Genomic DNA, 24,777 nt, shown 5'->3' on the forward strand with positions numbered 1-24,777 from the left:
TGTGAGCCAGCTGTGAATGGGGCGGGCCCGCCTGCCCCCGGCCTCCGCCTCGCGGCCGGAGGGCGTCCGGAGAGCAGCCTCCGGATGCGGCGACGCGCGGGGAACTGCAATGATGGACCAATGAGCAACCGAATCGCATTCCTTGGCTGTGGATCCATGAACGAGGCCGTCATGAGCGGCATGCTGGAGGCCGGAACGGACCCGGCGGACGTCGTGGCCACTGTCCGGCGCGCGGAGCGTGCTGCCGAACTTGCCCAGCGCTTCACCGGCATCACGGCCATTGCCGGTGAGGAGGAGCCGGAGAACAACAAACAGGCGGCCACCGGCGCCGACGTCGTGATTCTCGGCGTCAAGCCTGTGGGAATCACCGACCTCGCGCGGGAAATCAGCGGATCGCTTTCCCCGAAAACCATCGTGGTCAGCGTCGCCGCCGCGGTGTCCATCGCGCAGCTTGAAGCCGCGCTGCCAGCCGGTCAGCCGGTGATCCGCACCATGCCCAACACCCCTGCCAAGCTGGGCCGAGGCGTCGTGTCCGTCTCGCCGGGTACCAACTGCTCGGCCGAAGAGCTGCAGCTGGCCAAAGACATCCTCAAGGGTGCCGGGACCGTGGTGGAGGTGCCCGAAGAACAGGTGGACGCGCTGTCCGCCATCAGCGGTTCGGGCCCGGCCTACGTGTTCTACCTTGCCGAGGCGATGGCTGCCGCCGGTGTCGAGCTGGGGCTGGATCCGGAGTTGTCGCTGCTGCTGGCACGGGAAACGGTTGCAGGAGGCGGACTGATGCTGGCCGAACCCGGCGCGGACCCTACCGCCCTGCGCAAGGCCGTGACCAGCCCGAACGGCACCACGGAACGCGCCATAGCCACGTTCGATGAACGGGGCTTGCCGGCAATCATCGCCGACGGCGCCCGCGCCGCGGCAGCCCGCGCAGCCGAGATCACGAAGCAACTGGGCTGACGGCTCACCGAGCGGACCCAACGAGTTTTTGTCCAGATAATGCCCTTTCGGGACCGCTTTGGTGCCATTATCTGGACAAAAACTCCGGCCCCCGGCTACGGGCGGGCGGCGAACCGTTCCAGCAGGTCCACGTGGCCGGACACGATCAACATGTCCCGTGAAGACACCTTGGTTTCCGGCCGGGCATAGGTGAAGTCTTCGCCCGGTGACTTTACGCCGACTATGGTCACGCCGTACTTGGAGCGGACCTTGGACTCGTCCAGGGTGAAGCCCACGGTCTCGCGCGGCGGGTACATCTTGACGATCGCGAAGTCGTCGTCGAACTCGATGAAGTCCAGCATGCGGCCGGAGACCAGGTGCGCGGCGCGGACACCGGCGTCGGCCTCGGGGTAGATCACGTGGTTGGCGCCGATCCGGGTGAGGATCTTGCCGTGCGAGGGCGTGATCGCCTTGACCCAGAGGTGTTCGATGCCGAGGTCCACCAGGTTCACGGTGATCAGCACCGAGGATTCGATGGACGTACCCACCCCCACCACCGCGGAGCTGAACTCCTGTGCACCGAGCTGCCGGAGGGCGTCGATGTTCGTGGCGTCCGCCTCGACGACGTGCGTGAGCACGGGAGCCCATTTCTGCACCAGGTTGCGGTCGCGTTCGATCGCCAGGACCTCGCGGCCCTGCTTGACCAGCTGTTCGGCGGTGGACGAGCCAAAGCGGCCCAGCCCGATCACCAGCACGGGGGCATTGTGGGCGGGGCGGTTGACGGCGCCTGAGGGATTAGCCAATGATGGGCCTCTCTTCCGGGTAGTGGTACAGCTGGCTGCGCTGGCGCAGCGCCAGGGCAGCGGCAAGGGTCACGGTTCCCACGCGGCCGGCGAACATCAGCGCGGTCAGGACATAAACGCCGGACGGCGGCAGCTCGGCACTGAGGTTGGTGCTGAGGCCCACGGTGGCGAAGGCTGAAATGGTCTCGAACAACACCCGGTCCAGGGGAGCGCCGCTGATGTGCAGGAGCGCAAAGGCCGATACGGACACCAGGGTTGCGCCCGCGACGATCACCGAGATGGCCACCCGCATGGTTCCCTGCGGAATGGTGCGGCCGTAGACCTTCACATCCGCGTCGCCGCGGGCCTCGGCTGCGATGGCCAGGAACATGACGGCGATGGTGGTCACCTTGATGCCGCCGGCAGTGGAGGCTGAACCGCCGCCCGCGAACATGAGTGCGTCAGTGAGGAGCATGGTGGTGGATTCCATGTGGTTCTGGTCCACCAGGTTGAAGCCGCCGGACCGGGTCATCACGGAGGCGAAGAGGGAATGCGCGATCTTGTCGCCTACGTCCATGGAACCGATGGTCCGCATGTTTTCCCACTCCATCAGACCCCACAGCACTGTTCCCGCGGCCAGGAGGATGAAGGACACCTGGATGGTCAGCTTGGTGTGGAGGTTCCATTTCTTCCAGTTCAGCCCGTTCTGCTGCAGCACCATCACCACCGGGAAGCCAAGGCTGCCCAGGAACACGCCGAGCATCAGGGGGACCAGGATCCAGAGGTCGGTCTCGTACGGCACGATGCCATCCGAGTGCGGCGTGAAACCGGCGTTGTTGAAGGCCGAGATCGCATAGAAGACGCCGTGCCATACGGACTGGCCGAAGCTCTCTCCCAGCATCAGGAAGCGGGGAACGAGGGCCAAGGCGAGACCGGCTTCAATGACCACGGACGTGGTGATGACGATCCGCAGCAGGGTGCCCACTTCGCCAAGGCGCCCGGCGTTGTTCATGGCTTCCTGGGCAATGAGCTTGCCGCGCACCCCGAGCTTCTTGCTGACCATGAGGGCCAGCAGCGAGGCCAGGGTCAGCGTACCCAGGCCGCCGACAAAAATGCCGATCAGGATGACCAGCTGGCCGAAGAAGGACCAGTGCACGGCCGTGGACACCACGGTGAGGCCCGTAACGCAGACGGCGGACACCGCGGTGAACAGGGCCTGGTACAGGGGGGTGAAATTTCCGGTGGCAGACGCCGCAGGCATGGACAGGAGTCCGGTGAAAACGAGGATGACAACAGCGAACGCAGTCAGCGCCAGCCTCGCCGGCGACGTGTTGGCGATGTTGTCGATGAAGTCGCGGATACCCGTGAAGATCCATAGACCCTCACGCTCCGGCATGCCGGGGTGCCAGTTTGCCGGGCTCTTGGACCTCGGCTGGCTTTGCGTCATGTGCGGCTTTTCCTCGGTTGAAACTGCTTCCTTCAGTAGTAAACCACTATATTCCGCGCGATGACCGGGAAATCAGGGCGTCCGGCTCAGGTAGCCTGTCCTTGATGACATTCCTGCCCGGACTCGCTCAATCCGCATTGCCAACGATGGTGGTGTGGGACATGGCCATGACCGCCTACAACTTCGGCCACGGGCATCCGATGGCACCCGAACGCATGGAGCTCACCGCGCGCCTCGCTCGCAGCCTGGGCCTGCTGGACCTGGGGCACGTCACTGTGGCCGCCCCGGACGTGGCCGGTGACGACGAACTGTGCACCGTCCACAGCCCCGAATTCGTGGCGGCGGTCCGGCGGGCCAGCCTGAATCCGGACGTACCCGACCTCGAACGGGGCCTGGGCACGGAGGACGACCCCGCTTTCGCCGGCATGCATGAGGCCAGCGCGCGGCTTGCTGGCGGTTCACTGATGGCGGCCGGTGCGATCCTTGACGGCAGCGCCGTGCGGGCAGTCAACTTCGGCGGCGGCATGCACCACGCCGCCAAGGAGCGGGCCAGCGGCTTCTGCATCTACAACGATGCCGCCCTGGCCATCCAGAAACTGCTCGACGGCGGTGTGCAGCGTGTGGCATATATCGACGTTGACGCCCATCACGGCGACGGGACGCAGAGTATCTTCTGGGATGACCCGAGGGTCCTCACCATTTCCCTGCACGAGACCGGACTGACGCTGTTCCCCGGGACGGGCTTTGCCAACGAGATCGGCGGCCCCAATGCCCAGGGCAGCGCGGTCAATGTGGCCCTTCCGGCCGGAACGGGCGACGCCGGCTGGCTGCGGGCGTTCCATGCCGTGGTTCCGCAGCTGATCGGCGCCTTCGAGCCCGAGGTGATCGTGAGCCAGCACGGCTGCGACTCGCACCGGCTTGATCCCCTGACGCACCTCAACATCAGCGTGGACGGCCAGCGTGAAGCGGCAACCGCCGTCGGGAATCTCGCGGCGCGCTACTGCGGCAACCGGTGGATTGCCACCGGCGGAGGCGGCTACAACGTGATCAGCGTGGTGCCGCGGTCCTGGAGCCACCTGATTGCCGTCGCGGCCGGCAGGCCCGTGCCGCTCCGGACGCCCGTTCCCGAAGACTGGCGGCAGTACGTCCAGGACAAGTACGGGGCACTCTATGGGGTGACGGCGCCCGAATCGATGGGCGACGACGTGGACCTGTGGTGGCGTTCATGGGAGGTCGGCTTCGATCCCAACGACGAGGTGGACCGCACCGTGATGGCCACGCGCAAGGAAGTGTTTCCGCTGTACGGCCTGGACCCCTGGTTCGACTAGCGCCTGGTTCGACGAGCGCCTGGTTCGATTAGGTGAGCGGCTTTTCCGTCTGGAACACCACCCCGGCGGCGCCGATGAGCCAGCCCAGCAGGGACAGCGCGAAGGCGCCGATGAGGTCCGTTGACGCCGTTCCCTTGACCAGCCAGAGCAGCAGGACCAGCAGCCCCACTGCCAGGTAAACCACCACTGCGGCCACTATCCGCCCGGACAGTCGGGCCGTGACCTCGGCCGGGTTGAAGGCAGCGGTGGCGCCGGCTTGGCCGGGTTTCAGGTCACGGCGGGCTTCCTCGTCGCGGCGGACTTCGGCAATGGTGAACCCCAAGGCCGATGCGGTCAGGGAGCTCAGGGACGTGGCCAGTACGCCCGCCGCGGTTACCAAGGCACCGTTGAGGGGCGGCGCGACTGTCCTGCCGTCGGGCACCCAGAACCCGACGCGCAACAGCACGGATCCCCAGACCGCCACGAACAAGCCCAAAAACACAAAAGCGATGATGTTGAACAGCTGCTGGCGCAGGAAATCCATGGCCACCCACCCCTCATGTTTGAGCGGCCGCAGCCGGACAGCCCGGGGCAACCGTGAGTCCGTTGTAGCACTGCGGCAGGTGCGGGGCAATGGCCGTTGTGCGCGGGAGGTGCGCGGGAGGAAATAGTGGATGCCATCCGGCGTATATGTCGCTAGGGTGGATCCCATGGTGACAGACGACGTATTTGCCGTCATTGCTGAGGCAACCCGGCGTGACATTCTGGTATCCCTCCGCTCGGGGGACAAAGCAGTGGGGGAGCTGGTCGAGGAACTGGACGCCAGCCAGCCCACCATCTCCAAACATTTGAAAGTGCTCCGCGAGGCCGATCTGGTCAGCATGCGCGCCCAGGGCCAGAAGCGCTACTACGCGCTGAATCCCAAACCGCTCGCCGGCGTCGCCAGCTGGCTGGAGACGTTCGACGTCGGGCCGCGTGCCGCCGTCGTCGGCTCGCCGGCCGCGCAGATTCTGGAGGAAAAGACGGAGCAGGCGGCGGAAGCCGCAGCTTCCGCGCCCTCGCCGGTGGCCGCGGCTGCAGGCATGGCCCGTCCGGCAGCGGTGCCCGGTGCCTCGGAAGGCGGTCAGTTGAGCCCTGCCGTGGCAATTCCGGTGGCCACGGCCGGGGATGACACCGTCCCGCAGCAGATCGGGCGCACCGTGGGCCGGGCCGCCACGAAGGCCGCAGACCTCATCGCGAACCTGCCAAAGTTCGGCCGCAAGAAGTAGCCACGAACCCAACTGACTCGCAGTTAACGCTGTGAAAACCCGTTTTGGGAGCGTTAACTGCCAGTCAGTTGGGCGAGGCGGCTGGTGGCCGGGCGTGCAGGTTACCTGCCGAGGATCCGGACGTGGTCCGGGGTGAGCTCGGAGAGCTTGCTGACGCCCAGCAGCGCCATGGTGCGGGTCATGTCCTTTTCCAGGATCTGGATGGCGCGGTCCACACCGGCCCGGCCGCCGGCCATGAGGCCGTAGAGGTACGCGCGGCCGATCAGCGTGAAGTCGGCTCCCTGGGCCAGCGCGGCAATGATGTCCGCGCCGCTCATGATGCCGGTGTCCAGGATGATGGCGGCGTCGGAGTTGTCCCTGGTGAAGGCCTCCTTGACGCCGGGCAGCAGGTGGAACGGGATGGGCGCACGGTCCAGTTGGCGTCCGCCGTGGTTGGACAGCACCACGCCGTCGGCGCCGTGGTCCACCACCTTGCGGGCGTCATCCACGGTCTGGATGCCCTTGACCACGAGCTTGCCCTTCCACGTCTCGCGCAGCCAGTCCAGGTCCTCGAACGTCAGGGTGGGGTCGAACATGGAGTTGATCAGGTCCGCCACGGTGCCGGTGTACCGCGAGAGCGATGCGAACGTCAGCGGCTCGTGGGTGAGGAAGTTGAACCACCAGGCCGGGCGGTAGGACGCGTCCAAAACGGTCTTGATGGTCAACGCCGGCGGAATAGTCATGCCGTTGCGGACGTCGCGGAGGCGGGCGCCGGCGACGGCGGTGTCCACGGTGACCATGAGGGTGTCGTTTCCTGCCTTGGCGGCGCGCTCGATCAGTTCGAGGGAGCGGTCGCGGTCCGTCCACAGGTACAGCTGGAACCAGTTGCGTCCGTTGGGTGCCGCCTCGGCGACATCCTCGATGGACGCGGTGCCCATCGTTGAGAGGGTGTAGGGAATGCCGGCGGCTTCAGCGGCCTGGGACCCGGCGTACTCGCCTTCGGACTGCATCATCCGGGTGAAGCCGGTGGGCGCGATGCCGACGGGCAGGCGGGACGGCTTTCCCAGGATCTCGGTGCTCAGGTCGATGCTGGAGACGTTCCGGAGGATGCCCGGGCGGAACTCGATGTCCAGGAAGGCCTCACGAGCGCGCCGCAGGGTGATTTCGGCTTCGGCTGCGCCGTCGGTGTAGTCGAACGGTGCCTGCGGGGTGCGGCGCTTGGCCATGTCCCGCAGCTCCCAGATGGTGCTGGCGCGCTGCAGCTTCGCGGCGCGGCTGAACTCGGGCTTTTTGAACTGCATTAGCGGCGCGAGGTCCGAGTACTTCGGCACGCGGCGCTTGAGCGCGGCCGGGACTGCTGCTGCGGCCCGGTTCACTGCGCCGGACAACGTTGCGCCGGTCAGGGACGCTCCGTGTGCGGTGCCGGCGGCTGTGGACGGCACGTCCGTTGCGTCGGGGGCCGGGGTGGCCTCGGGGTTGTTGGGCTGGATGGTGTGCGTCATTGCTGCCTCCGGGGCATCGGGCTGAAGCGGCTCTGGACGGGTCGCTCCGGACAGGTGGCTCTGTGGTCTAACCACACTCTAAGGGATGTGGTCCAACCACATCAAGTACCATTGGCCCATGCGTACCCATCAATTGGTCCTGCAGTGGATCGAGAACCAGCTTTCCAGCGGCGAACTGGCACTGGGTGGCCGGCTGCCGGCGGAGCGGATGCTGGCCGAACAGCTGCAGGTCTCACGGACATCAGTCCGTGAAGCGATCCGGGTCCTGGAAGCCATGGGGGTTGTCCGCGCCGGCGTGGGATCCGGTCCTGACGCCGGCACGGTGGTTATCGCAGACCCGACGGCGGCGCTCGGCTCGGCGCTGCGACTCCACGTCGCCACCTCGCACCTGCCCGTGGCGGATATCGTGCAGACCCGAGTCCTGCTCGAATCCTGGGCCGTTGCCCGGGCCCGCACGGACTCCCCGGCGCTGGCAGAGGCCGCCGAACTGCTGGAAAAGATGGAGGCCTGCCCGGACACCGACGAATTCCTGGCCCTCGACGTCCGCTTCCATCTGGCCCTCGCCGAAGCTGCCGGCAACGCCGTGGTCAGCGCCATGATGGGCTCCCTGCGGGAAGCGATCCAAAGCTACGCCGGCAGGCTGACGGCAAACCTTCCCGACTGGGATGCCACCGCCGCCCGTCTCCGCACCGAACACCGTGAGATCCTGGCGGCCATTAACCACCACGACGGCGGCAGGGCGGCCGGGCTCGTGGCAGCCCATATCGAGGGGTACTACAAAGAGGCCGGGCTGGATCCGAAAGATTCGGACCCGGCCCGGCCTTAGCCCTGGAGTTTTTGTCCAGATAACGTGCCCAAAGGCCTGTTTATCTCACGTTATCTGGACAAAAACTCGGAAGGGAAGGATGGGGCGTGGGGGCGTCAGCGCAGTTCGATCTCCAAAACCTGGAAACCGTCAGCCGCGTGGCGGCCCACCAGCAGGCGGAACGTGCCCTGCTCGAACTGCCAGCCGCCGTCGTAATGCGCGAAGGCTTTTGCCGGGATGTGTACCTCGACGCTTTCCGTGCCTGCCGGTGCCAGGTGTGTTCCGGCGTAGCCGGCGAGCCAGCGGACCGGGCGTTCCACGGCAGAGTCCGCGCGGTCGAGGTACCCCGGGGTTCCGCTGGCCGGAGAAGCAGCGGAATCCTGGGGAATGGTCTTGACGGCCACATTGCCTCCTGACGAAAAGTGACCCTCCATTGGGTCCTGACAATGATGGTAGCGACAAAAACCAAGTCTGACTAGATTTTTGTGGAAAGAAGTGAAATACACTGACTCAATGTCAACGTCGAAGCCACGCGGCCAGTACGCCAAGGGAGCGGAACGCCGCGAACAGATAATCCAGACGGCCACGGATGTTTTTGCAACAGAAGGCTTCGAGGGCACGGCGCTCAAACGCGTGGCCGAGCTGGTGGGGGTGAAGGAAGCCACCCTGTTCCATTACTTTCGCGGCAAGCAGGAACTGCTGACGGCTGTGCTCGCCGAACGGGACCGCCGGAGCCTGGCCGCCGGTGAAGACACGGAAGTGGGCCTGAGGCTGATGGCGCCGATCGCTGAGCGCAACCGCAGGGAGCCGGGGCTCACCACGCTCTATGCCGTGGCATCAGCGACGGCGAATGATCCGGGACATGATTCCCACTCCTATTTCCAGGAGCGCTACGCCCAGGTGGTGGCGGAGCTGGCCGAAGACATTGGCCGACGCCAGGAGGCCGGTGAAGTGCGCCGCGACGTGCCCGCGCAGAAGCTGGCGCGGCTGGTGGTGGCCGCCTTTGACGGCCTGCAGTTGCAGTGGCTTTATGACAAGAATGTGGACATGGCGGACGGCCTGACTCAGCTGATTGATGTCCTCCTGGCTCCACCCGTGGCCTAGGTCCGGCTGAGAGTTTTTGTCCAGATAATGGCCCCAAAAGGGGTCCCAGGTGCCATTATCTGGACAAAAACTCTCCCGGGACGGGGCTAGCCCTTCGCCGCGCCCGTGCTGCCGCGGACTTCGAGCCTAGGCTGGAACACCGTGGGTCCTTCGGCGACTGCGTCGGAGGGGATGTGGCGGATCAGGTCCCGCATCCGGTGCCACGCCTGCTGGCCCAGTTCGGTGATGGGCACCGCCGCCGTGGTGAGCGTGGGGGTGGTGTAGCGGGCAAAGGGGATGTCGTCGAAGCCGGTGACGGAGATGTCCTCCGGGACCCTGACACCGCGCTCATGGAGCCCGCTCAGCAGGCCCATGGCCACGAGGTCGTTGAAGGCCAGGACGCCGGTGGCTCCGCTGGCAAGGACGGCATCCACCGACTGGTGCCCTACCTCGAAGGTGGAGCCGCCGTCGAGCATTGTGAGGTCAATCTCCGGGTGGGCGGCTGTGAACTTTTCCAGTCCTACGAGGCGCAGGCCGTTCGACGCGCTCCGGGCCGGTCCGGCCAGGAAGGCGAGGCGCGTGTGGCCCAAGTCCACAAGGTGTTCGGCCAGTTCCTGGATGCCCTGGCCGTAGTCCACCATCAGGCTGGGCGTGTGCGTGTCCACGGTGGTGCGGTTGATCAGCACCATGGGCTGGAGTGACGGCGCGAGCTCTTCCAGCTCGGCGTCGCCCATGCGCGGCGCACAGAGCACCAGGCCGTCGCAACGCCGGCGGGCCTCGCCGGCGAGGATGGCCTCCTCGCTGGACACTTCGGAGGAGTCGGCGATGAGGACCCGGTAGCCATCCTGGGCGGCGGCCATGCTGAGGCCGCGGAGGATGGCCTGGAAGGTGGGGTTGGAGAGGTCCGGCACCACGATGCCGATGGTGTCCGTCTTTCCCAGCGCCAGGCTGCGGCCCACCGGGTTCGGCTGATAGTTCAGTTCGGTGGCTGCAGCCCTGACGCGCTCGGCGATGGCGGGGTCAACAGTGAAGTTGCCGTTCATCACACGCGAAACGGTCGCGTGCGAGACGCCGGCCTTGAGGGCGACATCGGCAATGCCGATTCGCCGGGTGGTGGCTCTCCTGCCCAAAGTGGCCCCTTTCCGGGCTTCTCCGACTCCTTCGCCGTCTTCCGCTACGGGCATTCCCGTTCGGGGCGATGGTTGACGTGACCGCCAGAGTCTTGATACAAAGCTTATAACGTTCCGAGAAAACGCTTTCTCATAATTCTCACCGCACCGCCACCGGCCGTCAAGCGGCCGGATTTCCTGCCTTCCGAAAGGGTTACACCGCAATGGGCACCACAGCCAACACCGTCAATCCGGGCAGCAGTGCTGCCGTGGCCAGCACTGCCGCTGCCGCCGCCCCCGCCAACGCTGTCCATCCCGCCGGCGCAGCCCCCTCCAAACCGGTCCGCAAAGCGCGGATCGTCCTGATCGGCACGGGTGGCCGGTCCGAAATGTACATCCGCGCGATCTTCGGCAAGCACTCGGACACCGCCGAACTGGTGGCTTTCTCCGACGTCAACCCCGGCCGCGTGGAGTTCTACCAGAAGCTCATCCAGGAACTCGGGGCTCCCGGACCCGTCGCAGCGTTTGATCCCGCCGACCTGACCGCGTTCATCCGGGACAACGACATTGACCGCGTTGTGGTGACCACGCCGGACTACACCCACGCCGACTACATTGTGGAAGGCCTGGAAGCCGGTGCCGACGTGGTGGTGGAAAAGCCGCTGACCATCGATGCCGAAGGCTGCCGCCGGATCACCAGAGCCGTCGAAGAAACCGGCCGCAATGTGGTGGTGACCTTCAACTACCGCTACTCGCCGCGCAACAGCGCCCTGAAGGAAATTATCCAGAGCGGCGTGATCGGCAAGGTCACCTCCATCGACTTCAGCTGGGTTCTGGACACCGTCCACGGGGCCGACTACTTCCGCCGCTGGCACCGTGAGAAGAAGAACTCCGGCGGGCTGCTGATCCACAAGGCGTCCCACCACTTCGACCTGGTCAACTGGTGGATCGACGACGTCCCGGAGCGTGTTTTCGCCTCGGGCGGCCTCAAGTTCTACGGCGACAAGAACGCCGCCGAGCGCGGCCTGGGCCCGCGCCCGGAACGCGGAACGCCCGACGCCGGTGCTTCCGCCGCCGTAACAGGCTCGGCAGAAAAGGACCCGTTCGCGCTGGACCTGCGCGAAGACGAACGCCTCAAGGCACTCTTCCTGGACAACGAACACTTCGACGGCTACCGCCGCGACCAGGACGTCTTCACGGCCGGCATCACCATCGAGGACAACCTCGCCCTCGTGGTGGACTACCACGGCGGCCCCGTCCTCAGCTACTCGCTCAACGCCCACAGCCCCTGGGAAGGCTACCGCGTGGCCGTCAACGGCACCGAGGGCCGGGCGGAACTTGAAGTGGTGGAACGCGCCGCTGTCCTGCACAGCACGGACAAGAAGACCGTGGTGGACCCCTCCGCGACGCCCGTCGAGGAAGAGGACGCGGTGCGCCGCAACGGTGAACGCCTGGTGGTCCAGCGGCACTGGGAGGCGGCCTACGAGGTGCCCATCGTCAACGGCGAGGGCGGCCACGGCGGGGGCGATGAGCTCCTCCTGTCCGATCTGTTCAACGGTCCCGGCGAGGACCCGCTGGGACGCCCCTCCGGCTACCTGGACGGACTTCGCTCCGTTTCGGTCGGCATCGCGGGCAACCGTTCGCTGGAATCTTCCCTCCCGGTCCGCATCCAGGATCTTGACCTCGGCGCAGACCTACGCCGCGGCGCCTAGCCAGCGGCCGACAACCTAAAGGAATCACCACCATGAGCAGGATTTTTGTCACCGGCGGCTCCGGCCGGCTGGGGCGCAGTGTTGTCGCCGGCCTCGCCGCCGCAGGCCACCACGTCATTTCCGTGGACCGCGACGCTGTTCCCGCCGCCCAGCTGCCCGACGGCGTCGAGCAGCGCACTGCCGACCTCCTGGCGCCGGGGGAGGCGGAACGCCTCCTGCGCGAAACAGCGCCCGACGCCGTCGTCCACCTTGCGGCGATCGCCGTGCCGTTCAGTGCGCCGGAAGACGTCATCTTCAGCACCAACACCAGGCTGGCGTACGCCGTCATCAGCGCGGCGACGGAACTGCGCATCGGCAGGATCGTCACGGCAAGCAGCCCCACGGTACTGGGCTACGGCTCGCCCGCGGGCTGGCTCCCGGAGAGCTTCCCGGTGGACGAGCGCACCACACCAAAACCCTGGAACGCCTATGCACTGTCCAAACTCATCGCCGAACAGACCGTGCAGATGTTCGCCGCGGCGCAGGGTGATGCCATCCGCTACGCGGCGTTCCGCCCCTGCTATGTGATCTCGCCGGAAGAATGGGCGGGCGCGCCCACCCAGCAGGGCCACACCGTCCGTGAACGGCTGGATGATCCGGCGTTGTCCGCACCCGCACTCTTCAACTACGTGGATGCGCGGGACGTGGCGGACTTCCTGGACCTGCTGCTGGCCAAGATGGACAGCATCCCCAACGGACAGACCTTCTTCGTGGGGGCAGCCGACGCGCTGGCCACCGCACCGCTTGCGGAGCTCATGCCCCGGTTCCTGCCCGGCAGCTCGGAGCTTGCCGCCGGGCTCAGGGGTAACAGCCCGGCATTCTCGATCACCAAGGCCCGTGAACTGCTCGGCTGGGAACCCAAACGCAGCTGGCGGACCGAACTGAAGACTGAAACCGCCCTCAATGACGAGACCCCCGCCGTGCTGGTCGCGGCCGGCACAGGATCAAAGGAGACCCCATGAAATTCGACGGCGTACTGTTCTTCCCCGTCACACCCTTCACACCGGAAGGGACAGTTGATGTGGACCTCCTCAAGGAACACATCACCTCGCGTCTCCCGCACGGACCGGGCGGCGTGTTCCCGGCCTGCGGCACCGGCGAGTTCCATGCGCTGAGCATCGACGAGGTGCGCACCGTGGTGACCGCCGCCGTCGAAGCCGTGGCCGGCCAGGTGCCGGTGGTTGCCGGTGCCGGCGGGCCGCTGGGCCACGCGCTTGAAGCCGCCCGCATCGCCGAGGAAGCGGGCGCCGACGCCCTGCTGGTCCTGCCGCCGTATCTCGTGACCGGCCCCACCGACGGCCTGGTGGCGTACATTGAGGCGGTGGCCGCGGCCAGCAGCCTGCCGGTGATCGTCTACCACCGCGGGAACGCCAAATACACGGCGGCCTCCATGTCACGGCTGGCCGCCAACCCCAAGGTGATCGGCTTCAAGGACGGGCTGGGCGACGTTGGCCTGGCCCAGGAGATTGTCAGCGCCATCAACGCCAGCGGACGCACGGACTTCCTGCTCTTCAACGGCCTGCTCACCGCGGAGCTGACCCAGGGCGCCTACCGCGGCCTTGGGATCCCGCTCTACTCCTCGGCCGCGTTCGCCATGGCCCCGGAAATCGCCAAGGCCTATTACGACGCCTACATCTCCGGGGACGAGGACCGCCGGCACGCGCTGCTGGACGGTTTCTACGCGCCGCTGGTGAGGCTCCGCGACCAGACCCCGGGTTTCGGCGTTTCCCTGATCAAGGCCGGGCTGCGCCTGGGCGGGCTGCCGGTCGGACCGGTGCGGGCTCCGCTGGTTGACCCCACCGAGGAACAGCTCGTCCAGCTCAAGTCCATCCTGGCCAAGGGCTACGAGCTGGCCGGCCGCTAATGGGCTCGCCAGTTGCCGAAGCGCCGGTCGCCGCAGCGGTGCGGACGCTGCCCCGGATCACCGGGCTCTCGAGCCGCCTGCTGACTGTTCCGCTCCTGCGGAGCTGGGGTGCGGAGGCACCGGAAAACCATGTGATCGTCACCGAAGTCCGGACGGACGACGGCGGCACGGGTCACGGGTTTTCCTGGACTCCCACCATCGGCCCGCAGGCGGTCCAGGCGCTCCTGGACTTCGACGTCGCGCCTTTCATCACCGGGCTCGAAGCGAACCCCGAGAGCGTGTGGGACCAGCTGTGGAAGCGGCTGCACGAAGCCGGCGGCGGGGGACTGACCACCATCGCCATGGCCGGGGCGGACCTTGCCCTGTGGGACCTGCAGGCCCGCCGCGCCGGAACCTCGGTCACCCGGCTGCTGGGCCAGCGGCAGGATTCCGTGGAGGTGTACGGTTCCGGCGTGAACCTGCACTACTCCATCGGGGAGCTCGTGGCCCAGGTGGAACGCTGGGTGGCTGCCGGGCACAACGCCGTCAAGATCAAGGTGGGCAAGCCGGACATCCGGGAAGACATGGAACGCGTGGCCGCTGTCCGTAAGGTCCTGGGCCCGCACCGGAAGCTGATGATCGACGCCAACCAGCGCTGGGACCTGCCCGCCACGTTCCGTGCCCTGGAGGTGCTGGGCGAGTTCGGCCTCGAATGGCTGGAAGAACCCCTCCGGGCTGATGACCTCTGGGCCTACCGCAGGCTGCGCCAGCACTCGCCGGTACCCATCGCGCTGGGCGAGAACCTGCACAACATCTACCGCTTCCGTGACTTCATCGAGGCGGGAGCGGTGGACATCATCCAGCCCAACATCATCCGCGTCGGCGGCATCACCCCGTTCCGCCGCATCGTGGAACTCGCCCGCACGCACAGCATCAGGGTCATGCCGCACCTGCTGCCGGAACTCTCCGGCCAGCTCGCGCTGACGATGGCCGAACCCACCATGGTGGAGGACGTCGAGGACGCCTCCTTCGAACAACTTGGCGTGCTGGACGCTCCCTCACCCGTACAGGTCCGTGACAGCCGGCTCACCCTCGCCGGCAGGCCGGGGCTGGGGTTCGCCTTCTCCGGGGCATCCGCCGATCACCAGAACAGGAATTCACTGTGACAACAGCAACCCTCGAACTCACCGCCCTAACGGCCGCCGCCACCCGGGCGGCCAAAACCGCCGCAGCCGCGTCCGACGTCGAACGGGCCGCCTGGCTGAACGCCGTCGCCGATGCGCTGGACGCCAACGTGACGGAACTGGTGGCCCTTGCCGACGAGGAGACCCGGCTGGGCACCGCGCGGCTCACCGGGGAAGTGGCCCGCACTTCCGGGCAGCTGCGGCTTTTCGCCACGGTGATCACCGAAGGCTCCTACCTTGAAGCTGTCATCGACCACGCCGACCCGTCGTCCACTCCGCCCAAGCCTGACCTGCGGCGGCTGCTGAAGCCGGTCGGCCCGGTGGCTGTCTTCTCGGCGTCGAACTTCCCGTTCGCGTTCTCGGTGGCGGGCGGCGACACGGCGTCGGCGCTCGCCGTCGGCTGCTCAGTCGTTGTGAAGGCGCACTCCGGCCACCTCAGGCTCTCCGAACGGACGGCGGAAATCGTCACGGATGCGCTGGCCGCGGCCGGCGCTCCCGACGGCCTGTTTGCGCTGGTCAGCGGACGGGACGCCGGCACCGCGCTGGTGCAGGATCCCGCCATCAAGGCCGTGGGCTTCACCGGGTCCATTCCCGGCGGCCGGGCGTTGTTCGACCTTGCGGTCTCCCGGCCCGAACCCATTCCGTTCTACGGCGAACTCGGCAGCCTCAACCCCGTGGTGGTCACGGCCGAGGCACTGAAGGCCCGTGCCGGTGATCTGGCTGCAGGTTTGGCGGGCTCCTTCACGCTCGGCGCCGGACAGTTCTGCACCAAGCCGGGGCTGGTGTTCATCCCCGCCGGCACCGACTTCCCGGCGCTGCTCGCGGAGGCGGCCAAGGAAAAGGGGGCCGCCCCGATGCTGACCGAGCGGATCGCCGATGCCTACCCGGACGGCCTCCGGGCGGTGGCCGCACTGACGGATGCGTCGGGCCGGCCCGCCGTGCAGGTGGTCAGCGGTTCGGTTGACCAGGACGCAACAGCGAACGGCGCGGCCCCGGTGATCTTCAGGACCACTGCCGCTAACGTCCTGGAGCGCCCGGCGGAACTGCTGGAGGAGTGCTTCGGCCCCACCACGCTGCTGATCGAATACTCCGGCAACAAGGAGCTGGCCGAAGCACTTGCGCTGGTACCCGGCAGCCTGACCGCCACTGTCCACGCGCAGCCGGGCGAGGACGTGGCGGAGCTGGTGGAACAGTTGTCCGGCCTCGCCGGCCGGGTGCTGTTCGACGGCTGGCCCACCGGTGTCGCGGTGAACTGGGCCCAGCAGCACGGCGGCCCCTACCCGGCCACCACCTCGCTGTTCACCTCGGTGGGGGCGACGGCGGTGCGCCGCTTCCAGCGCCCGGTGGCCTACCAGGACGCTCCCGAAGCCGTGCTGCATCCCGCCCTCCGGGAAGCCAATCCGTTGGGAATCCCGCGGCGTGTGGACGGCGTCCTGGTGCTGCCCACAGTTCATTAGGTCAGTTCACGGGCAGGCGACACAGGAAGATCACCGCCCGGAAACGTTGCCGCAATCTTGCTGGGGGAAGCTGTTCCCAGGAGCATCGCCAGGGGAGGCACACAGTGGAAGCAAGCGGGAATTCAACCATCCGGACGTGTTCGGATTTGGCAGTCGGGGAGGAAATCGAGGCCTGGCACAAGGGCCGGTTGTTCCACCGGGGGAGCGTGACGGAAACAATTCCATCCACGGATCTGTTCTGGATCGTCGATTCCCGAACGGGGGCGCGCAAGCTGCTGGACGTGGAGGCGCTGGACATCGTCAGGGTCGAAAAGCGCGTCGCGGTTGAAGCGGCCCGGCCCGAGGCTGTCCACGTTGACCGGGCGGTCCGTGGGGAACATGCCATTGCCCCTCGGGTGTCCCGGCGGGAACCGCACGTCGTATGGTTCTCCTCGGCCTGAGGCGCAAAAGAACGCTGCGTCAGGCCGAGGAGAAGCTGCCGCCCCGTCCGGATCAGCCCGCAGCGCGGTTATCGCTCCGCAGCGGGGTCCGAAGGGCGGAGCGTGAACTGCCGCGGCTCGGCGGGCCGGCCTGTGCGTCGTGGAGCGTGGCCGTGCCGCTTTCCTCGATAACCACCGTGCCGCCGTTGCCCACGTGCCGGTTGCGCCAGGCATCAAGGGTGTCGTGTACGGGATGGTCCAGGAAGTCCACCTCCAGCTCCACCGTGACGTGCGCTCCGGCCGGAACCGAGGCCAGCACGGCGCTCAGCCGCGGGAGCGAGAGGAAACTGCATGAGCCGTCGATCACCACGCGCCAGCGGTTCCCGTCGCCGGTGCCCGCCGGTTCAGCGTGGATGCTGGCCCGCGCCACCCGCCAGAGAACCAGTGCCACGGCCAGGACCAGGCCGGTCAAGACTCCCACGAGCAGGTTGACGAACACCACGCAGAACAGGGTCACACCGTAGACGGTCAGGTCGCCGGTCCGCCGTGCCGTCCTGATGTCGGCCGCCCGGACCAGTCGGGAACCGATCACGATGAGCAGCCCCGCGAGGACGGCCTGCGGAATGAGCTGGATCAGGCCCGCCAGCAGCAGTGAGAAGACCAGCACCCAGACACCGTGGAGGATTGCGGACTTGCGTGTCCGGGCACCGGCCTCAATGTTGGTGGCGCTCCGGACGATCACGCCGGTCACGGGCAGGCCTCCCAGCATCCCGGAGGTCACATTGGCCGCACCCTGCCCCAGGAGCTCGCGGTTGAAGTCCGTTCGCCGGCCATGGTGCATCTTGTCCACGGCCACGGCCGAGAGCAGGGATTCCACACTGGCGATCAGCGCGATGGTCACCACGCCCAGGACCACCGCGGTCCAGTTCCCGTCGGGCAGCTCGGGAAAGGCAAGCGCGCCCAGCAGGGAGCCGTCGAAGGTGATCCGGTCCACGTTGAAGGGCAAGGAGAGGGCGGTGGCCGCGATGACAGCGACAAGGGGCCCGGGGACCCGGCGGACAGCGGGAGGAAGGTGCTTCCAGCCGAGCAGCAGGGCGATGACCACGGCCCCAAGCACTGCGGCGGCGATGTCGACGGCAAGGAAGCTGCCCGGCATGGCCATGATGTTCTCCCAGGCCTCGCTGGCCGACTCGGCGCCGAGCATCACGTGAAGCTGCTGCAGCACGATGGTGATGCCGATGCCGGCGAGCATGGCATGGACCACCACCGGTGCGATGGCCAGCGCAACGCGGCCCACCCGTGCCAGGCCGAGTAGTGCCTGGAGCACACCGGCTGCCACGGTGATGGCGCAGGTGACGGGCCAGCCGAACTGTTCGATCAGGCCGGCAACGATCACTGTCAGTCCGGCGGCGGGTCCACTGACCTGCAGCGGGGAACCACCCAGGCTGCCGGCGACGATCCCGCCCACGGCGGCGGCGATCAGGCCGGCCATGACCGGGGCGCCGGAGGCGGCCGCGATTCCCAGCGACAGCGGGACGGCCACCAGGAACACCACCAGCGATGCCGGCAGGTCCCAGCGGATCCCGGTGGTCAGGAATGCCCGGAGGCTCCCGGGATCCTTCTCAGCGGGATTGCGGCCGGGTGGGGCGGTCCTGGGCGGGGCGGGCGGGTCCGTCTTGGCGGGTGCTGATGGCATTGCAGTCCTTCGCTGGTACGTCGCGGTCCCGTGCCACGCTATTGACGCTCCAGTTCAGCCCGCAAGGGAACCGATCGTGAGAAAGAACACGCCCGGAACTCGCTCCGGGCTGCGTAACGGAGGCTCAACATTGCCCCCGCGGCGGATTGTCGCGCCACCCGTTTGCCCGCTGCGGGGAGGCGGCGGGGCCCCACCGAACGGGACTCGGTTTTCAAGTCAAATCCAATCGATGGGGCACCTAATCGGCCCCCGGGCGGAAAAATATCCCCTGCTTTTCCCTCGAAACGGCCTGCCGGTCTATACCAGTGACGCCGTGTTGCGGCAGCAGTTTGGCGCTCATTCCATCGTGTGCCGGTGCTGGGAAGCGAGCGCTCACAGCTCCAGGGTCAGCGGCCGCCGGATGCCGTTCACGACCGCGGCCGGCCAGCGCGGGTCCACGCTGAGGACGCTAATCCCCGACTCGGTGAGCTGAACCGTGTCCTCGATCTTCACTCCGGGACCGGAAGGATTCCAGGTGAAGGTCTGGTTGAGGACCACGGCGTCGTCGGTGCCGGGCGTCGCCCGGGGGTCACGGCCCGCATAGCCGGCCGGACCGCCTTGATGGTGGAGGGTCCACTGGTCTGCGCCGAAGCCGTGGCGGAGGTAGGCTTCCTGGATTTCAGCGAAGATGCCGTCCAGCCGTGCACCGGGAATAGTGGCGTCGAAAATGTCCGCTTCTACCGCCGCGATCCGGGCTTCCGCTTCGAGCTCGCCCGGGGTTCCGGCGTCGAACCGCACCCAGCGGGTCACGTTGGCCACCAGCCCGTTGCGCCGCGCACACACCACTGCCATGGCCCGCCGGCCGATCGGCGCGTGCGTGGGCAGCGGGTGCCGGAACCCGGTGCGTCCGGCGCCGTTGCACAGGAGCACCAGCGGCTCGGCCCCCATCGCCACGATCCGTGCAGCCAGGGCGGAGGCCACAGCGAACTCGGTGGTTTCCGGCGTGGTGCCGGAAAGGACGTCTGTCATCGCGGCAGCGGCGTCGGCGCACAGCCGGGCGTACCGTGCGCTCTCCCCGGGCAGGAACGGCTGGCGGGCAGTCCTCAGCTCTGCGGCCACATCAGCCTCCGCGAGGGGCCTTCCGTCGGGGGCGAGCGTGGCTGCGGCGGAATGCAACTGCCCGTGCCAGGGCACCGTGTGGAGGTCCACGCCGTCGGGCAGTTCCTCCGCCGCGATCCGGGCGGCCTCGTTGTTGAAGGTGACCAGATGATCGCCGTCGCGGTCAACCAGCATGGCCGCGACGGGGTCGCCGGCGAGGCTGATGTGCATCCGGCTCCCGTCCAGGTACCAGGTCAGCGCCGTGTTGGTGGTCAGGAGCAGCGAGTCCCGGCCCGCGGCATCCAGGATGTCCAGGACCCGCCGCCGCTTCACGGCCCGGTCGGAGAGGTTCCACGGTGTCGTCATGGACGTCCCGGCGGACGCCTGCGGTACCTGCTGTGCCTGGTGGGTGGCAGTGTTCATTTGTATTCCCCCAAAGTGGTGATGAGCTGTTCGATATCGCTGGTGGACAGGAGGCCGTCGGCCACCAGGACGGTGACGGTGCGGTGCAGCGGGCTGGCGTGGCGGGCTGTTGCCGGCTGCTCCCAGGCCAGGGACAGCCCGACGCCGGGATAGCCCGCTGCGCGGACAAACCAGGGATCGCAGGGTTGCCCGGGCTCCGGCCGGGGCAGGAAGACGAGGGTGGCCGGGCCGCCGTCGGGCTCTCCGTTCCGGAAATTTCCGGACCACGCCAGCCACGGCGCCGCAGTGGAGGGGACGGCGCCGTGGACGGCGTCTTCCCCTTCCGCGGACGCTGTCCACACCTTTGCGCCGTCGACGGCGGGAAGGCGCCAGAAGAAGCCCCCGTACCCGCCCTGCGGCCGGCCGTTCGAGCCCGGGCTGCCCAGCGTGACCGGGGCCGGTCCGGACGGCGTCAGGGTGAAGTCCAGCGTGAGCTGCCACGTGGAGGAGCCGACGGCGGCCCAGCTCCACGTCCGGCGTTCGCTGAGGAGGGGAACCCCCGGCCCGGCGGAGCCCGCCGGTGCCAGCCAGCTCAGGGTTTCGGTCCGCGAGTCTCCGCGGGCGCCGTCTTCCACCGCGAGGGTGACGATCCGGCCATGGTCCTTCCGCCAGATGTAGGCCCCGGCGTCGCGGGTGTAGGTGCGGCCGCCCCAGAAATTGACGCCGTCCACGTCCTGGATGGCAACCCCCGCCCCAAGGTGCCACAGGTGGTCCTCGGGGAGATGATCGGTCACCACGGTGCCGGCCAGGGTGCTGACGGGATGGAGGTAGGGCCGGGGCGATGACGTGGGCGTTATCCGGCTGCCGTCTGCCGGCCTCGCCACCACAGCCCCGTTCACCGTGAATGCCGGTTGCGGCCCGGCTGAGGGCAGTTCGCGTGCCCACGGCGCGCCGAGCTCTGCGAAGGTGGCCTGCGCCGCGGCGGCCCGGCGCACCAGCTGGCGTATTCCGCTGACCACGGGGTGGGCGTCGTCGCCTTCACCTTCCCAGGCCACATGCGCTGCGCCGATCGCGCGGGGCTGCTCCGCCGTCCGGATTGCTTCCAGCACCGTCATGAAGGCGCCGTTCCCGGCCAGCGGGCTGAGCAGCTGGCTCGCGCTGCCAGGCGAGCGGCGGGCGGCCAGGAGGTTTTCCAGCAGATCGGTGCGGCCGAACGTCTCGGTGCGCTCGCCGTCGGGCGTGGTAACGGTCAGCCGGTCCTCTGTGTAGAAGAAGTCTGCCCGGCCCAGTGTGCCGTGGACAGTGACGGAGGGCGGGGTCTGTTCGTCGGCACACAGGGTCAGGGCGCAGAGGAGGACCGCGCCGCCGGCAGAGCGGACCCGGATCACCGACGTGTCGTCGCTTTCGGTCGCGTGGGCACGGTACAGGTCCGTCTCCACGGACAGGACGTCGCGGGCCAGTTCCGCGCCGGCGATCTTCAGCCCGGTGGCCACCGCGTGCGCCAGGGCATTGGTGGCTACGCCGTCCACCACATCGGTGCCGTCCAGGCTGCGTTTGCCCGCCCAGCGTGATCGCTTGAAATAGCCCTTGGTGCGCACCCACGTGCCGGCGGCGCTGACTCCGCGCACCTCGCCGATTTCACCGGCCCCCACCAGACGGTCCAGCGCCGGCAGGGCGTGGGAGCCCAGGCTCTGGAAGCCCACCTGGACCAGCCGGCCGGCCTCCTGCGCCGCGGCAAGCACGGCGTCGAACTGGGCCAGGGACGCCATGGGCGGTTTCTCCACGTAGACATCGGCGCCGGCGGCGATCGCCGCAAGGGCAAGCGGAGCATGCGTCTGGATGGGTGTGGCCAGGATGACCACGTCAGGGGCCGGACCGGAGCCCAGCAGTTGTTCCAGGTCCCGGAAGACGGCCACGGAGTCCGAGAGCCTCCCGGGCTCAGGGGGAGCGGGGTCCGCTACGGCCACCAGTTCCAGGGCTCCGGCTTCCTCGAGCCGTGCGAGGTTGGCCAGGTGCCGCTCACCGAATCCGTGCACGCCCACCAGGGCGATGCGCGGGCGGGCGGGCGGATCTGCGGAGTCAGCAGTGGTGCGGCTGCCAAAATCCGCGGCGACGGATTGCTGAGTCATGAAGTGGTCCTCAAAGGCTAAGGGGGTGAAAGGTGGGACGGTTCTGTGGCCGCTGGCCCCCGGTGCCCAGGGCTGCCGACAGGAAACTGATCGCTTCCTGCTGCATCCGGGTGGTGAAGACGTGGCAGCCGGGCCAGAAACTGCCGGTGTAGGCGCCCGGGGAATGAAGTGACTTCAGCTTGTTGTGGGCGTCCCGCATGCCGGCCTCGGGGAAGAGCGGGTCCGCGAGGGCGTACTGGACCAGGAAGCTGCCGGCGCCGGACCGGGTGGTGAGTTCCGGCCAGTCACCGAGCTTCCACAGCCCAGGGGTCTGCAGTAGCCAGGAATGCGCGTCCAGGTAGGCGGGCAGAAGGGATTGGAAGGTGGTCATCATGCAGGTCACCACGTAGGTCCGAATGCGGGGGCTCAGGGCGGCCAACGTCAGAGACCGGCCGCCGCCGCCGGAGAATCCGAGGCAGCCCAGCCGGTCCTGGTCGACGCCAGGCAGGCCCGCGAGCACTTCCAGGGCGGAGAGGTCGTCGTGCGCCGCCATTCCGGCCAGGCTGGTGCCAAGCAGTCCGGCCGCCTTGGCCACCGTATCCTCGTGGAAGCCCGCGGCGGCATTGTAGAGGTCCGCTTCGGAGGGCTCGACGCCGTCCTCCCGCCACTGCGCTTTGCGGGCGGCCAACGCGGAGGCTGTCCGCCACGGCGGATGCGCAAGGTCGAAGCGGCGGCTGCCCCAGGCGAACGTGTCATGTGCCAGGACCGCGAAGCCCCGCCGCGCCACGTCCGTCGCCAGCGCGTGCCCGTCATAGTGGCCCGCGCGGGCCGCCGCGGCGGAGGGGTGGGAGTGGGGGAGTTCCACGAGCCGGTCCGCCCCGCCGAACTTGTTTCCGCCGTGGCAGTGCAGGGCAAGAACGCCCGGCAGGGGCCCGGTGCTTCCGGCCGGGCGGACCAGCCAGCCGGTAGTCCGGGGACCGAATCCCAACTGCCAGCTCAGCTGGGAGGTGGTGACGCCGTCGTGCGTGTCCTCCCGGTGGACCTGCAGGTCCTCCGGGGCGGATGGAACCGGCACGCCAAGGGCGTCGGAAAGTTCCTGCGCCGCGGGGCCGGACGCCTGGTGCCGCGGATGCTGCCGGACCCAGTCAGGCCAGTCCTCATAACCGGCGATCGCACTGGGCCGGACCGGCTGGATGGTTTCGTTCACGGACCTGCCTACTGTTCAGGGAGGTGCTGTCCCGGAGGACAAGCGATGTTCGTTGGGTGGGGACGCCGGGCGATGATGCTCACCCCAGGTTCTGGTTGACTTCGGCGATGAAGCCCTTCGCAGCGTCCTGCGGGGAAATCTTCCCGAACAAAACGTCGGTGTTGTAGCGGTTCAACACCTCAAGGGTGGCGGAGGAACCGGCCGGGAACGGCTTGGGCGGGGCCACATCCAACTCCGCGATCCGGTCCAGGTACGCTGCCTCCTTCTGTTGGCCTTCCTTCAGCAGGGGGGTGATGCCGGCCTTCAGATCCGTGTTGGCGGGCATGCCGCGGTCGCTCTTGATCTTGGTTGCGGCGTCCATGTTGTTCACCAGGTAGTTGATGAACAGTGCGGCTTCCTTGGACTGTGCGGATTTCGAGGAGATGGCGTATTCCATGGAGGAACGCAGCCAGGCTCCCGGCTGCTTGCTTTCACCGGGCATCTTCATCATGACCAGCGGGGAACCCGAATATGACGTCATCTGGTTGCTCCACGAAATCTTCATGGCCTGTTTGCCCTGGCCCATGAGGGTCAGCTCGGGCTGGGCCGAGCCGTCCTCCACGGTCTGGGATGCCGACGGGGCGCCGCCGGTGTCCATGAGCTTCTTGTTCAGTTCAAACCAGCGGGTCAAGGTACCTTCGCTGATACCCATCTTCTTGCCGTCATCCGTGTAGAGGGACTCGTTGTTCTGGCGTGCCCAGACGGCCAGGAACGAATCATTGGCCATGGGCGTGGTGCCGAACGTGCCCGCTGGCGACTTTTTCGCAATCTCCGCGGCGATGTCCACGTAGTCCTCCCAGGTCCAGGTTTCGTCATTCGGCAGCGGCACCCCGGCAGCCTCGAAGACCTGGGGGTCGATGACCATGGACATCGAATTCACGCCGGCCGTGATGGTGTACTGCTTGCCGTCGATCTTGCCCAGGTCCACGGTTCCCTCGGCGAACTTGGAAGTATCGATCTGCTCTTTCACCTTGTCCAGGTCCAGGAGCACGCCGCGGCTGGCGTATTCGCTGGGGTAGGCGCCGCTCATGGCGAACACGTCAGGAGTGGTTCCGCCGGCGATCTGAGTTGCCATCTTGTCCCAGTAGGAGCTGAACTCCGTGTTTTCACCCTGCACCTTGATGGTGGGGTTGGCAGCTTCGAAGTCCTTGATCACTTCCAGGGTGGTCTTGGCGCGGGAATCGTTGCCCCACCAGGCGAACCGGATGGTGACCGGGTCCTCCGCCGTTCCCACCTTCCCGGCCTGCGGGCTGTTGCCGCAGCCTGTCAGTACCAGCACCAGTGCAGCCGTGGCGCCGGCAACACCCATTACAGACTTCTTGAGAGCTAACCTCATTGTCCTGCCCCTCAGTTGTTTGCTACGGCGGGTGAGTGACCCG

The 24,777-nt window shown here is 67.5% G+C and carries 21 protein-coding genes and 1 pseudogene; 11 read left to right on the forward strand and 11 right to left on the reverse strand.

From position 1 onward, the window contains the following. Positions 1 to 120 precede the first annotated feature (120 nt). On the forward strand, positions 121 to 954 hold the full coding sequence (proC, locus tag JOE31_RS05730) for a pyrroline-5-carboxylate reductase (protein ID WP_209742546.1): 834 nt from the start codon (positions 121 to 123) through the stop codon (positions 952 to 954). Positions 955 to 1,049: 95 nt separating this feature from the next. Here the strand turns inward: proC and JOE31_RS05735 are convergent, their stop codons facing one another. Together JOE31_RS05735 and JOE31_RS05740 are read right to left on the reverse strand one after the other, a co-directional pair. Continuing rightward, entirely contained in the window at positions 1,050 to 1,688 is a 639-nt protein-coding gene (locus JOE31_RS05735; RefSeq protein WP_198011609.1) for a TrkA family potassium uptake protein, read from the reverse strand. 40 nt (positions 1,689 to 1,728) lie between these two features. Continuing rightward, positions 1,729 to 3,162 carry a TrkH family potassium uptake protein gene (locus JOE31_RS05740; protein WP_209742547.1) on the reverse strand — a complete coding sequence of 478 codons (1,434 nt, stop codon included), beginning with the start codon at positions 3,160 to 3,162 and terminating at the stop codon, positions 1,729 to 1,731. Between the two features lie 104 nt (positions 3,163 to 3,266). Between JOE31_RS05740 and JOE31_RS05745 the strand changes: the two genes are divergently transcribed. After that, on the forward strand, positions 3,267 to 4,490 hold the full coding sequence (locus tag JOE31_RS05745) for an acetoin utilization protein AcuC (protein WP_209742548.1): 1,224 nt from the start codon (positions 3,267 to 3,269) through the stop codon (positions 4,488 to 4,490). Between the two features lie 28 nt (positions 4,491 to 4,518). On the opposite strand, the gene JOE31_RS05750 is transcribed toward JOE31_RS05745, so the two are convergent. After that, positions 4,519 to 5,013, reverse strand: coding sequence for a hypothetical protein (locus JOE31_RS05750; protein ID WP_043431000.1), 495 nt, complete (start codon positions 5,011 to 5,013; stop codon positions 4,519 to 4,521). A 166-nt stretch (positions 5,014 to 5,179) separates the two neighbouring features. On the opposite strand from JOE31_RS05750, the gene JOE31_RS05755 reads away from it, so the two are divergent. Next, on the forward strand, positions 5,180 to 5,737 hold the full coding sequence (locus JOE31_RS05755) for a helix-turn-helix transcriptional regulator (protein ID WP_209742549.1): 558 nt from the start codon (positions 5,180 to 5,182) through the stop codon (positions 5,735 to 5,737). Positions 5,738 to 5,838: 101 nt separating this feature from the next. Here the strand turns inward: JOE31_RS05755 and JOE31_RS05760 are convergent, their stop codons facing one another. Then, positions 5,839 to 7,218 (reverse strand): alpha-hydroxy acid oxidase, encoded by a 1,380-nt coding sequence (locus JOE31_RS05760; RefSeq protein ID WP_280872643.1) that lies wholly within the window; start codon positions 7,216 to 7,218, stop codon positions 5,839 to 5,841. A gap of 118 nt (positions 7,219 to 7,336) precedes the next feature. Between JOE31_RS05760 and JOE31_RS05765 the strand changes: the two genes are divergently transcribed. After that, on the forward strand, positions 7,337 to 8,044 hold the full coding sequence (locus JOE31_RS05765) for a FadR/GntR family transcriptional regulator (protein WP_209742550.1): 708 nt from the start codon (positions 7,337 to 7,339) through the stop codon (positions 8,042 to 8,044). 95 nt (positions 8,045 to 8,139) lie between these two features. On the opposite strand, the pseudogene JOE31_RS05770 reads toward JOE31_RS05765, so the two are convergent. Further along, positions 8,140 to 8,367, reverse strand: a pseudogene (locus tag JOE31_RS05770) (fibronectin type III-like domain-contianing protein); the annotation flags it as partial. Positions 8,368 to 8,536: 169 nt separating this feature from the next. Between JOE31_RS05770 and JOE31_RS05775 the strand changes: the two are divergent. Further along, positions 8,537 to 9,127: a TetR/AcrR family transcriptional regulator gene (locus tag JOE31_RS05775; protein WP_209742551.1), complete on the forward strand. Its 591-nt coding sequence runs from the start codon at positions 8,537 to 8,539 to the stop codon at positions 9,125 to 9,127. 86 nt (positions 9,128 to 9,213) lie between these two features. Here JOE31_RS05775 and JOE31_RS05780 read toward each other — a convergent pair whose 3' ends face one another. Beyond that, positions 9,214 to 10,236 carry a LacI family DNA-binding transcriptional regulator gene (locus JOE31_RS05780; RefSeq protein ID WP_209742552.1) on the reverse strand — a complete coding sequence of 341 codons (1,023 nt, stop codon included), beginning with the start codon at positions 10,234 to 10,236 and terminating at the stop codon, positions 9,214 to 9,216. 203 nt (positions 10,237 to 10,439) lie between these two features. Between JOE31_RS05780 and JOE31_RS05785 the strand changes: the two genes are divergently transcribed. From JOE31_RS05785 to JOE31_RS05810, 6 genes are all read left to right on the forward strand, one after another. Continuing rightward, complete coding sequence (locus tag JOE31_RS05785) at positions 10,440 to 11,927, forward strand: Gfo/Idh/MocA family oxidoreductase (protein ID WP_209742553.1); 1,488 nt, start codon at positions 10,440 to 10,442, stop codon at positions 11,925 to 11,927. 32 nt (positions 11,928 to 11,959) lie between these two features. After that, positions 11,960 to 12,928 carry an NAD(P)-dependent oxidoreductase gene (locus JOE31_RS05790; protein ID WP_209742554.1) on the forward strand — a complete coding sequence of 323 codons (969 nt, stop codon included), beginning with the start codon at positions 11,960 to 11,962 and terminating at the stop codon, positions 12,926 to 12,928. After that, complete coding sequence (locus JOE31_RS05795) at positions 12,925 to 13,830, forward strand: 5-dehydro-4-deoxyglucarate dehydratase (protein WP_209742555.1); 906 nt, start codon at positions 12,925 to 12,927, stop codon at positions 13,828 to 13,830. The genes JOE31_RS05790 and JOE31_RS05795 overlap by 4 nt, the downstream gene beginning before the upstream one ends. Continuing rightward, positions 13,830 to 14,975 carry a mandelate racemase/muconate lactonizing enzyme family protein gene (locus JOE31_RS05800; protein ID WP_209742556.1) on the forward strand — a complete coding sequence of 382 codons (1,146 nt, stop codon included), beginning with the start codon at positions 13,830 to 13,832 and terminating at the stop codon, positions 14,973 to 14,975. Before JOE31_RS05795 ends, JOE31_RS05800 begins: the two co-directional genes overlap by 1 nt. After that, positions 14,972 to 16,450, forward strand: coding sequence for an aldehyde dehydrogenase (NADP(+)) (locus tag JOE31_RS05805; protein WP_209742557.1), 1,479 nt, complete (start codon positions 14,972 to 14,974; stop codon positions 16,448 to 16,450). Before JOE31_RS05800 ends, JOE31_RS05805 begins: the two co-directional genes overlap by 4 nt. 206 nt (positions 16,451 to 16,656) lie before the next feature. Then, positions 16,657 to 16,890 (forward strand): hypothetical protein, encoded by a 234-nt coding sequence (locus JOE31_RS05810; RefSeq protein WP_245198990.1) that lies wholly within the window; start codon positions 16,657 to 16,659, stop codon positions 16,888 to 16,890. A gap of 52 nt (positions 16,891 to 16,942) precedes the next feature. On the opposite strand, the gene JOE31_RS05815 is transcribed toward JOE31_RS05810, so the two are convergent. The 5 genes from JOE31_RS05815 to JOE31_RS05835 form a co-directional block, all read right to left on the reverse strand. Continuing rightward, positions 16,943 to 18,565: a SulP family inorganic anion transporter gene (locus JOE31_RS05815; protein WP_374100810.1), complete on the reverse strand. Its 1,623-nt coding sequence runs from the start codon at positions 18,563 to 18,565 to the stop codon at positions 16,943 to 16,945. A 372-nt stretch (positions 18,566 to 18,937) separates the two neighbouring features. Next, positions 18,938 to 20,065, reverse strand: coding sequence for a M24 family metallopeptidase (locus JOE31_RS05820; protein ID WP_374100811.1), 1,128 nt, complete (start codon positions 20,063 to 20,065; stop codon positions 18,938 to 18,940). Continuing rightward, complete coding sequence (locus tag JOE31_RS05825) at positions 20,062 to 22,173, reverse strand: DUF6807 family protein (RefSeq protein WP_209742559.1); 2,112 nt, start codon at positions 22,171 to 22,173, stop codon at positions 20,062 to 20,064. The genes JOE31_RS05820 and JOE31_RS05825 overlap by 4 nt, the downstream gene beginning before the upstream one ends. A gap of 10 nt (positions 22,174 to 22,183) precedes the next feature. After that, positions 22,184 to 23,359, reverse strand: coding sequence for an acetylxylan esterase (locus JOE31_RS05830; RefSeq protein WP_307864376.1), 1,176 nt, complete (start codon positions 23,357 to 23,359; stop codon positions 22,184 to 22,186). A gap of 79 nt (positions 23,360 to 23,438) precedes the next feature. Next, positions 23,439 to 24,707: an ABC transporter substrate-binding protein gene (locus JOE31_RS05835; RefSeq protein ID WP_209742560.1), complete on the reverse strand. Its 1,269-nt coding sequence runs from the start codon at positions 24,705 to 24,707 to the stop codon at positions 23,439 to 23,441. Between the last annotated feature and the right edge of the window lie 70 nt (positions 24,708 to 24,777).

It is taken from the genome of Arthrobacter sp. PvP023 (assembly GCF_017832975.1).
In the GTDB taxonomy this organism is placed as follows: Bacteria; Actinomycetota; Actinomycetes; order Actinomycetales; family Micrococcaceae; genus Arthrobacter.

Coding starts and splice junctions, on each gene's coding strand:
- proC (WP_209742546.1), top strand. CDS start 121: ATGAGCAACCGAATCGCATTCCTTGGCTGTGGATCCATGAACGAGGCC.
- JOE31_RS05740 (WP_209742547.1), bottom strand. CDS start 3,162: ATGACGCAAAGCCAGCCGAGGTCCAAGAGCCCGGCAAACTGGCACCCC.
- JOE31_RS05745 (WP_209742548.1), top strand. CDS start 3,267: ATGACATTCCTGCCCGGACTCGCTCAATCCGCATTGCCAACGATGGTG.
- JOE31_RS05750 (WP_043431000.1), bottom strand. CDS start 5,013: ATGGATTTCCTGCGCCAGCAGCTGTTCAACATCATCGCTTTTGTGTTT.
- JOE31_RS05755 (WP_209742549.1), top strand. CDS start 5,180: ATGGTGACAGACGACGTATTTGCCGTCATTGCTGAGGCAACCCGGCGT.
- JOE31_RS05760 (WP_280872643.1), bottom strand. CDS start 7,218: ATGACGCACACCATCCAGCCCAACAACCCCGAGGCCACCCCGGCCCCC.
- JOE31_RS05765 (WP_209742550.1), top strand. CDS start 7,337: ATGCGTACCCATCAATTGGTCCTGCAGTGGATCGAGAACCAGCTTTCC.
- JOE31_RS05775 (WP_209742551.1), top strand. CDS start 8,537: ATGTCAACGTCGAAGCCACGCGGCCAGTACGCCAAGGGAGCGGAACGC.
- JOE31_RS05785 (WP_209742553.1), top strand. CDS start 10,440: ATGGGCACCACAGCCAACACCGTCAATCCGGGCAGCAGTGCTGCCGTG.
- JOE31_RS05790 (WP_209742554.1), top strand. CDS start 11,960: ATGAGCAGGATTTTTGTCACCGGCGGCTCCGGCCGGCTGGGGCGCAGT.
- JOE31_RS05795 (WP_209742555.1), top strand. CDS start 12,925: ATGAAATTCGACGGCGTACTGTTCTTCCCCGTCACACCCTTCACACCG.
- JOE31_RS05800 (WP_209742556.1), top strand. CDS start 13,830: ATGGGCTCGCCAGTTGCCGAAGCGCCGGTCGCCGCAGCGGTGCGGACG.
- JOE31_RS05815 (WP_374100810.1), bottom strand. CDS start 18,565: ATGCCATCAGCACCCGCCAAGACGGACCCGCCCGCCCCGCCCAGGACC.
- JOE31_RS05820 (WP_374100811.1), bottom strand. CDS start 20,065: ATGAACACTGCCACCCACCAGGCACAGCAGGTACCGCAGGCGTCCGCC.
- JOE31_RS05825 (WP_209742559.1), bottom strand. CDS start 22,173: ATGACTCAGCAATCCGTCGCCGCGGATTTTGGCAGCCGCACCACTGCT.
- JOE31_RS05835 (WP_209742560.1), bottom strand. CDS start 24,707: ATGGGTGTTGCCGGCGCCACGGCTGCACTGGTGCTGGTACTGACAGGC.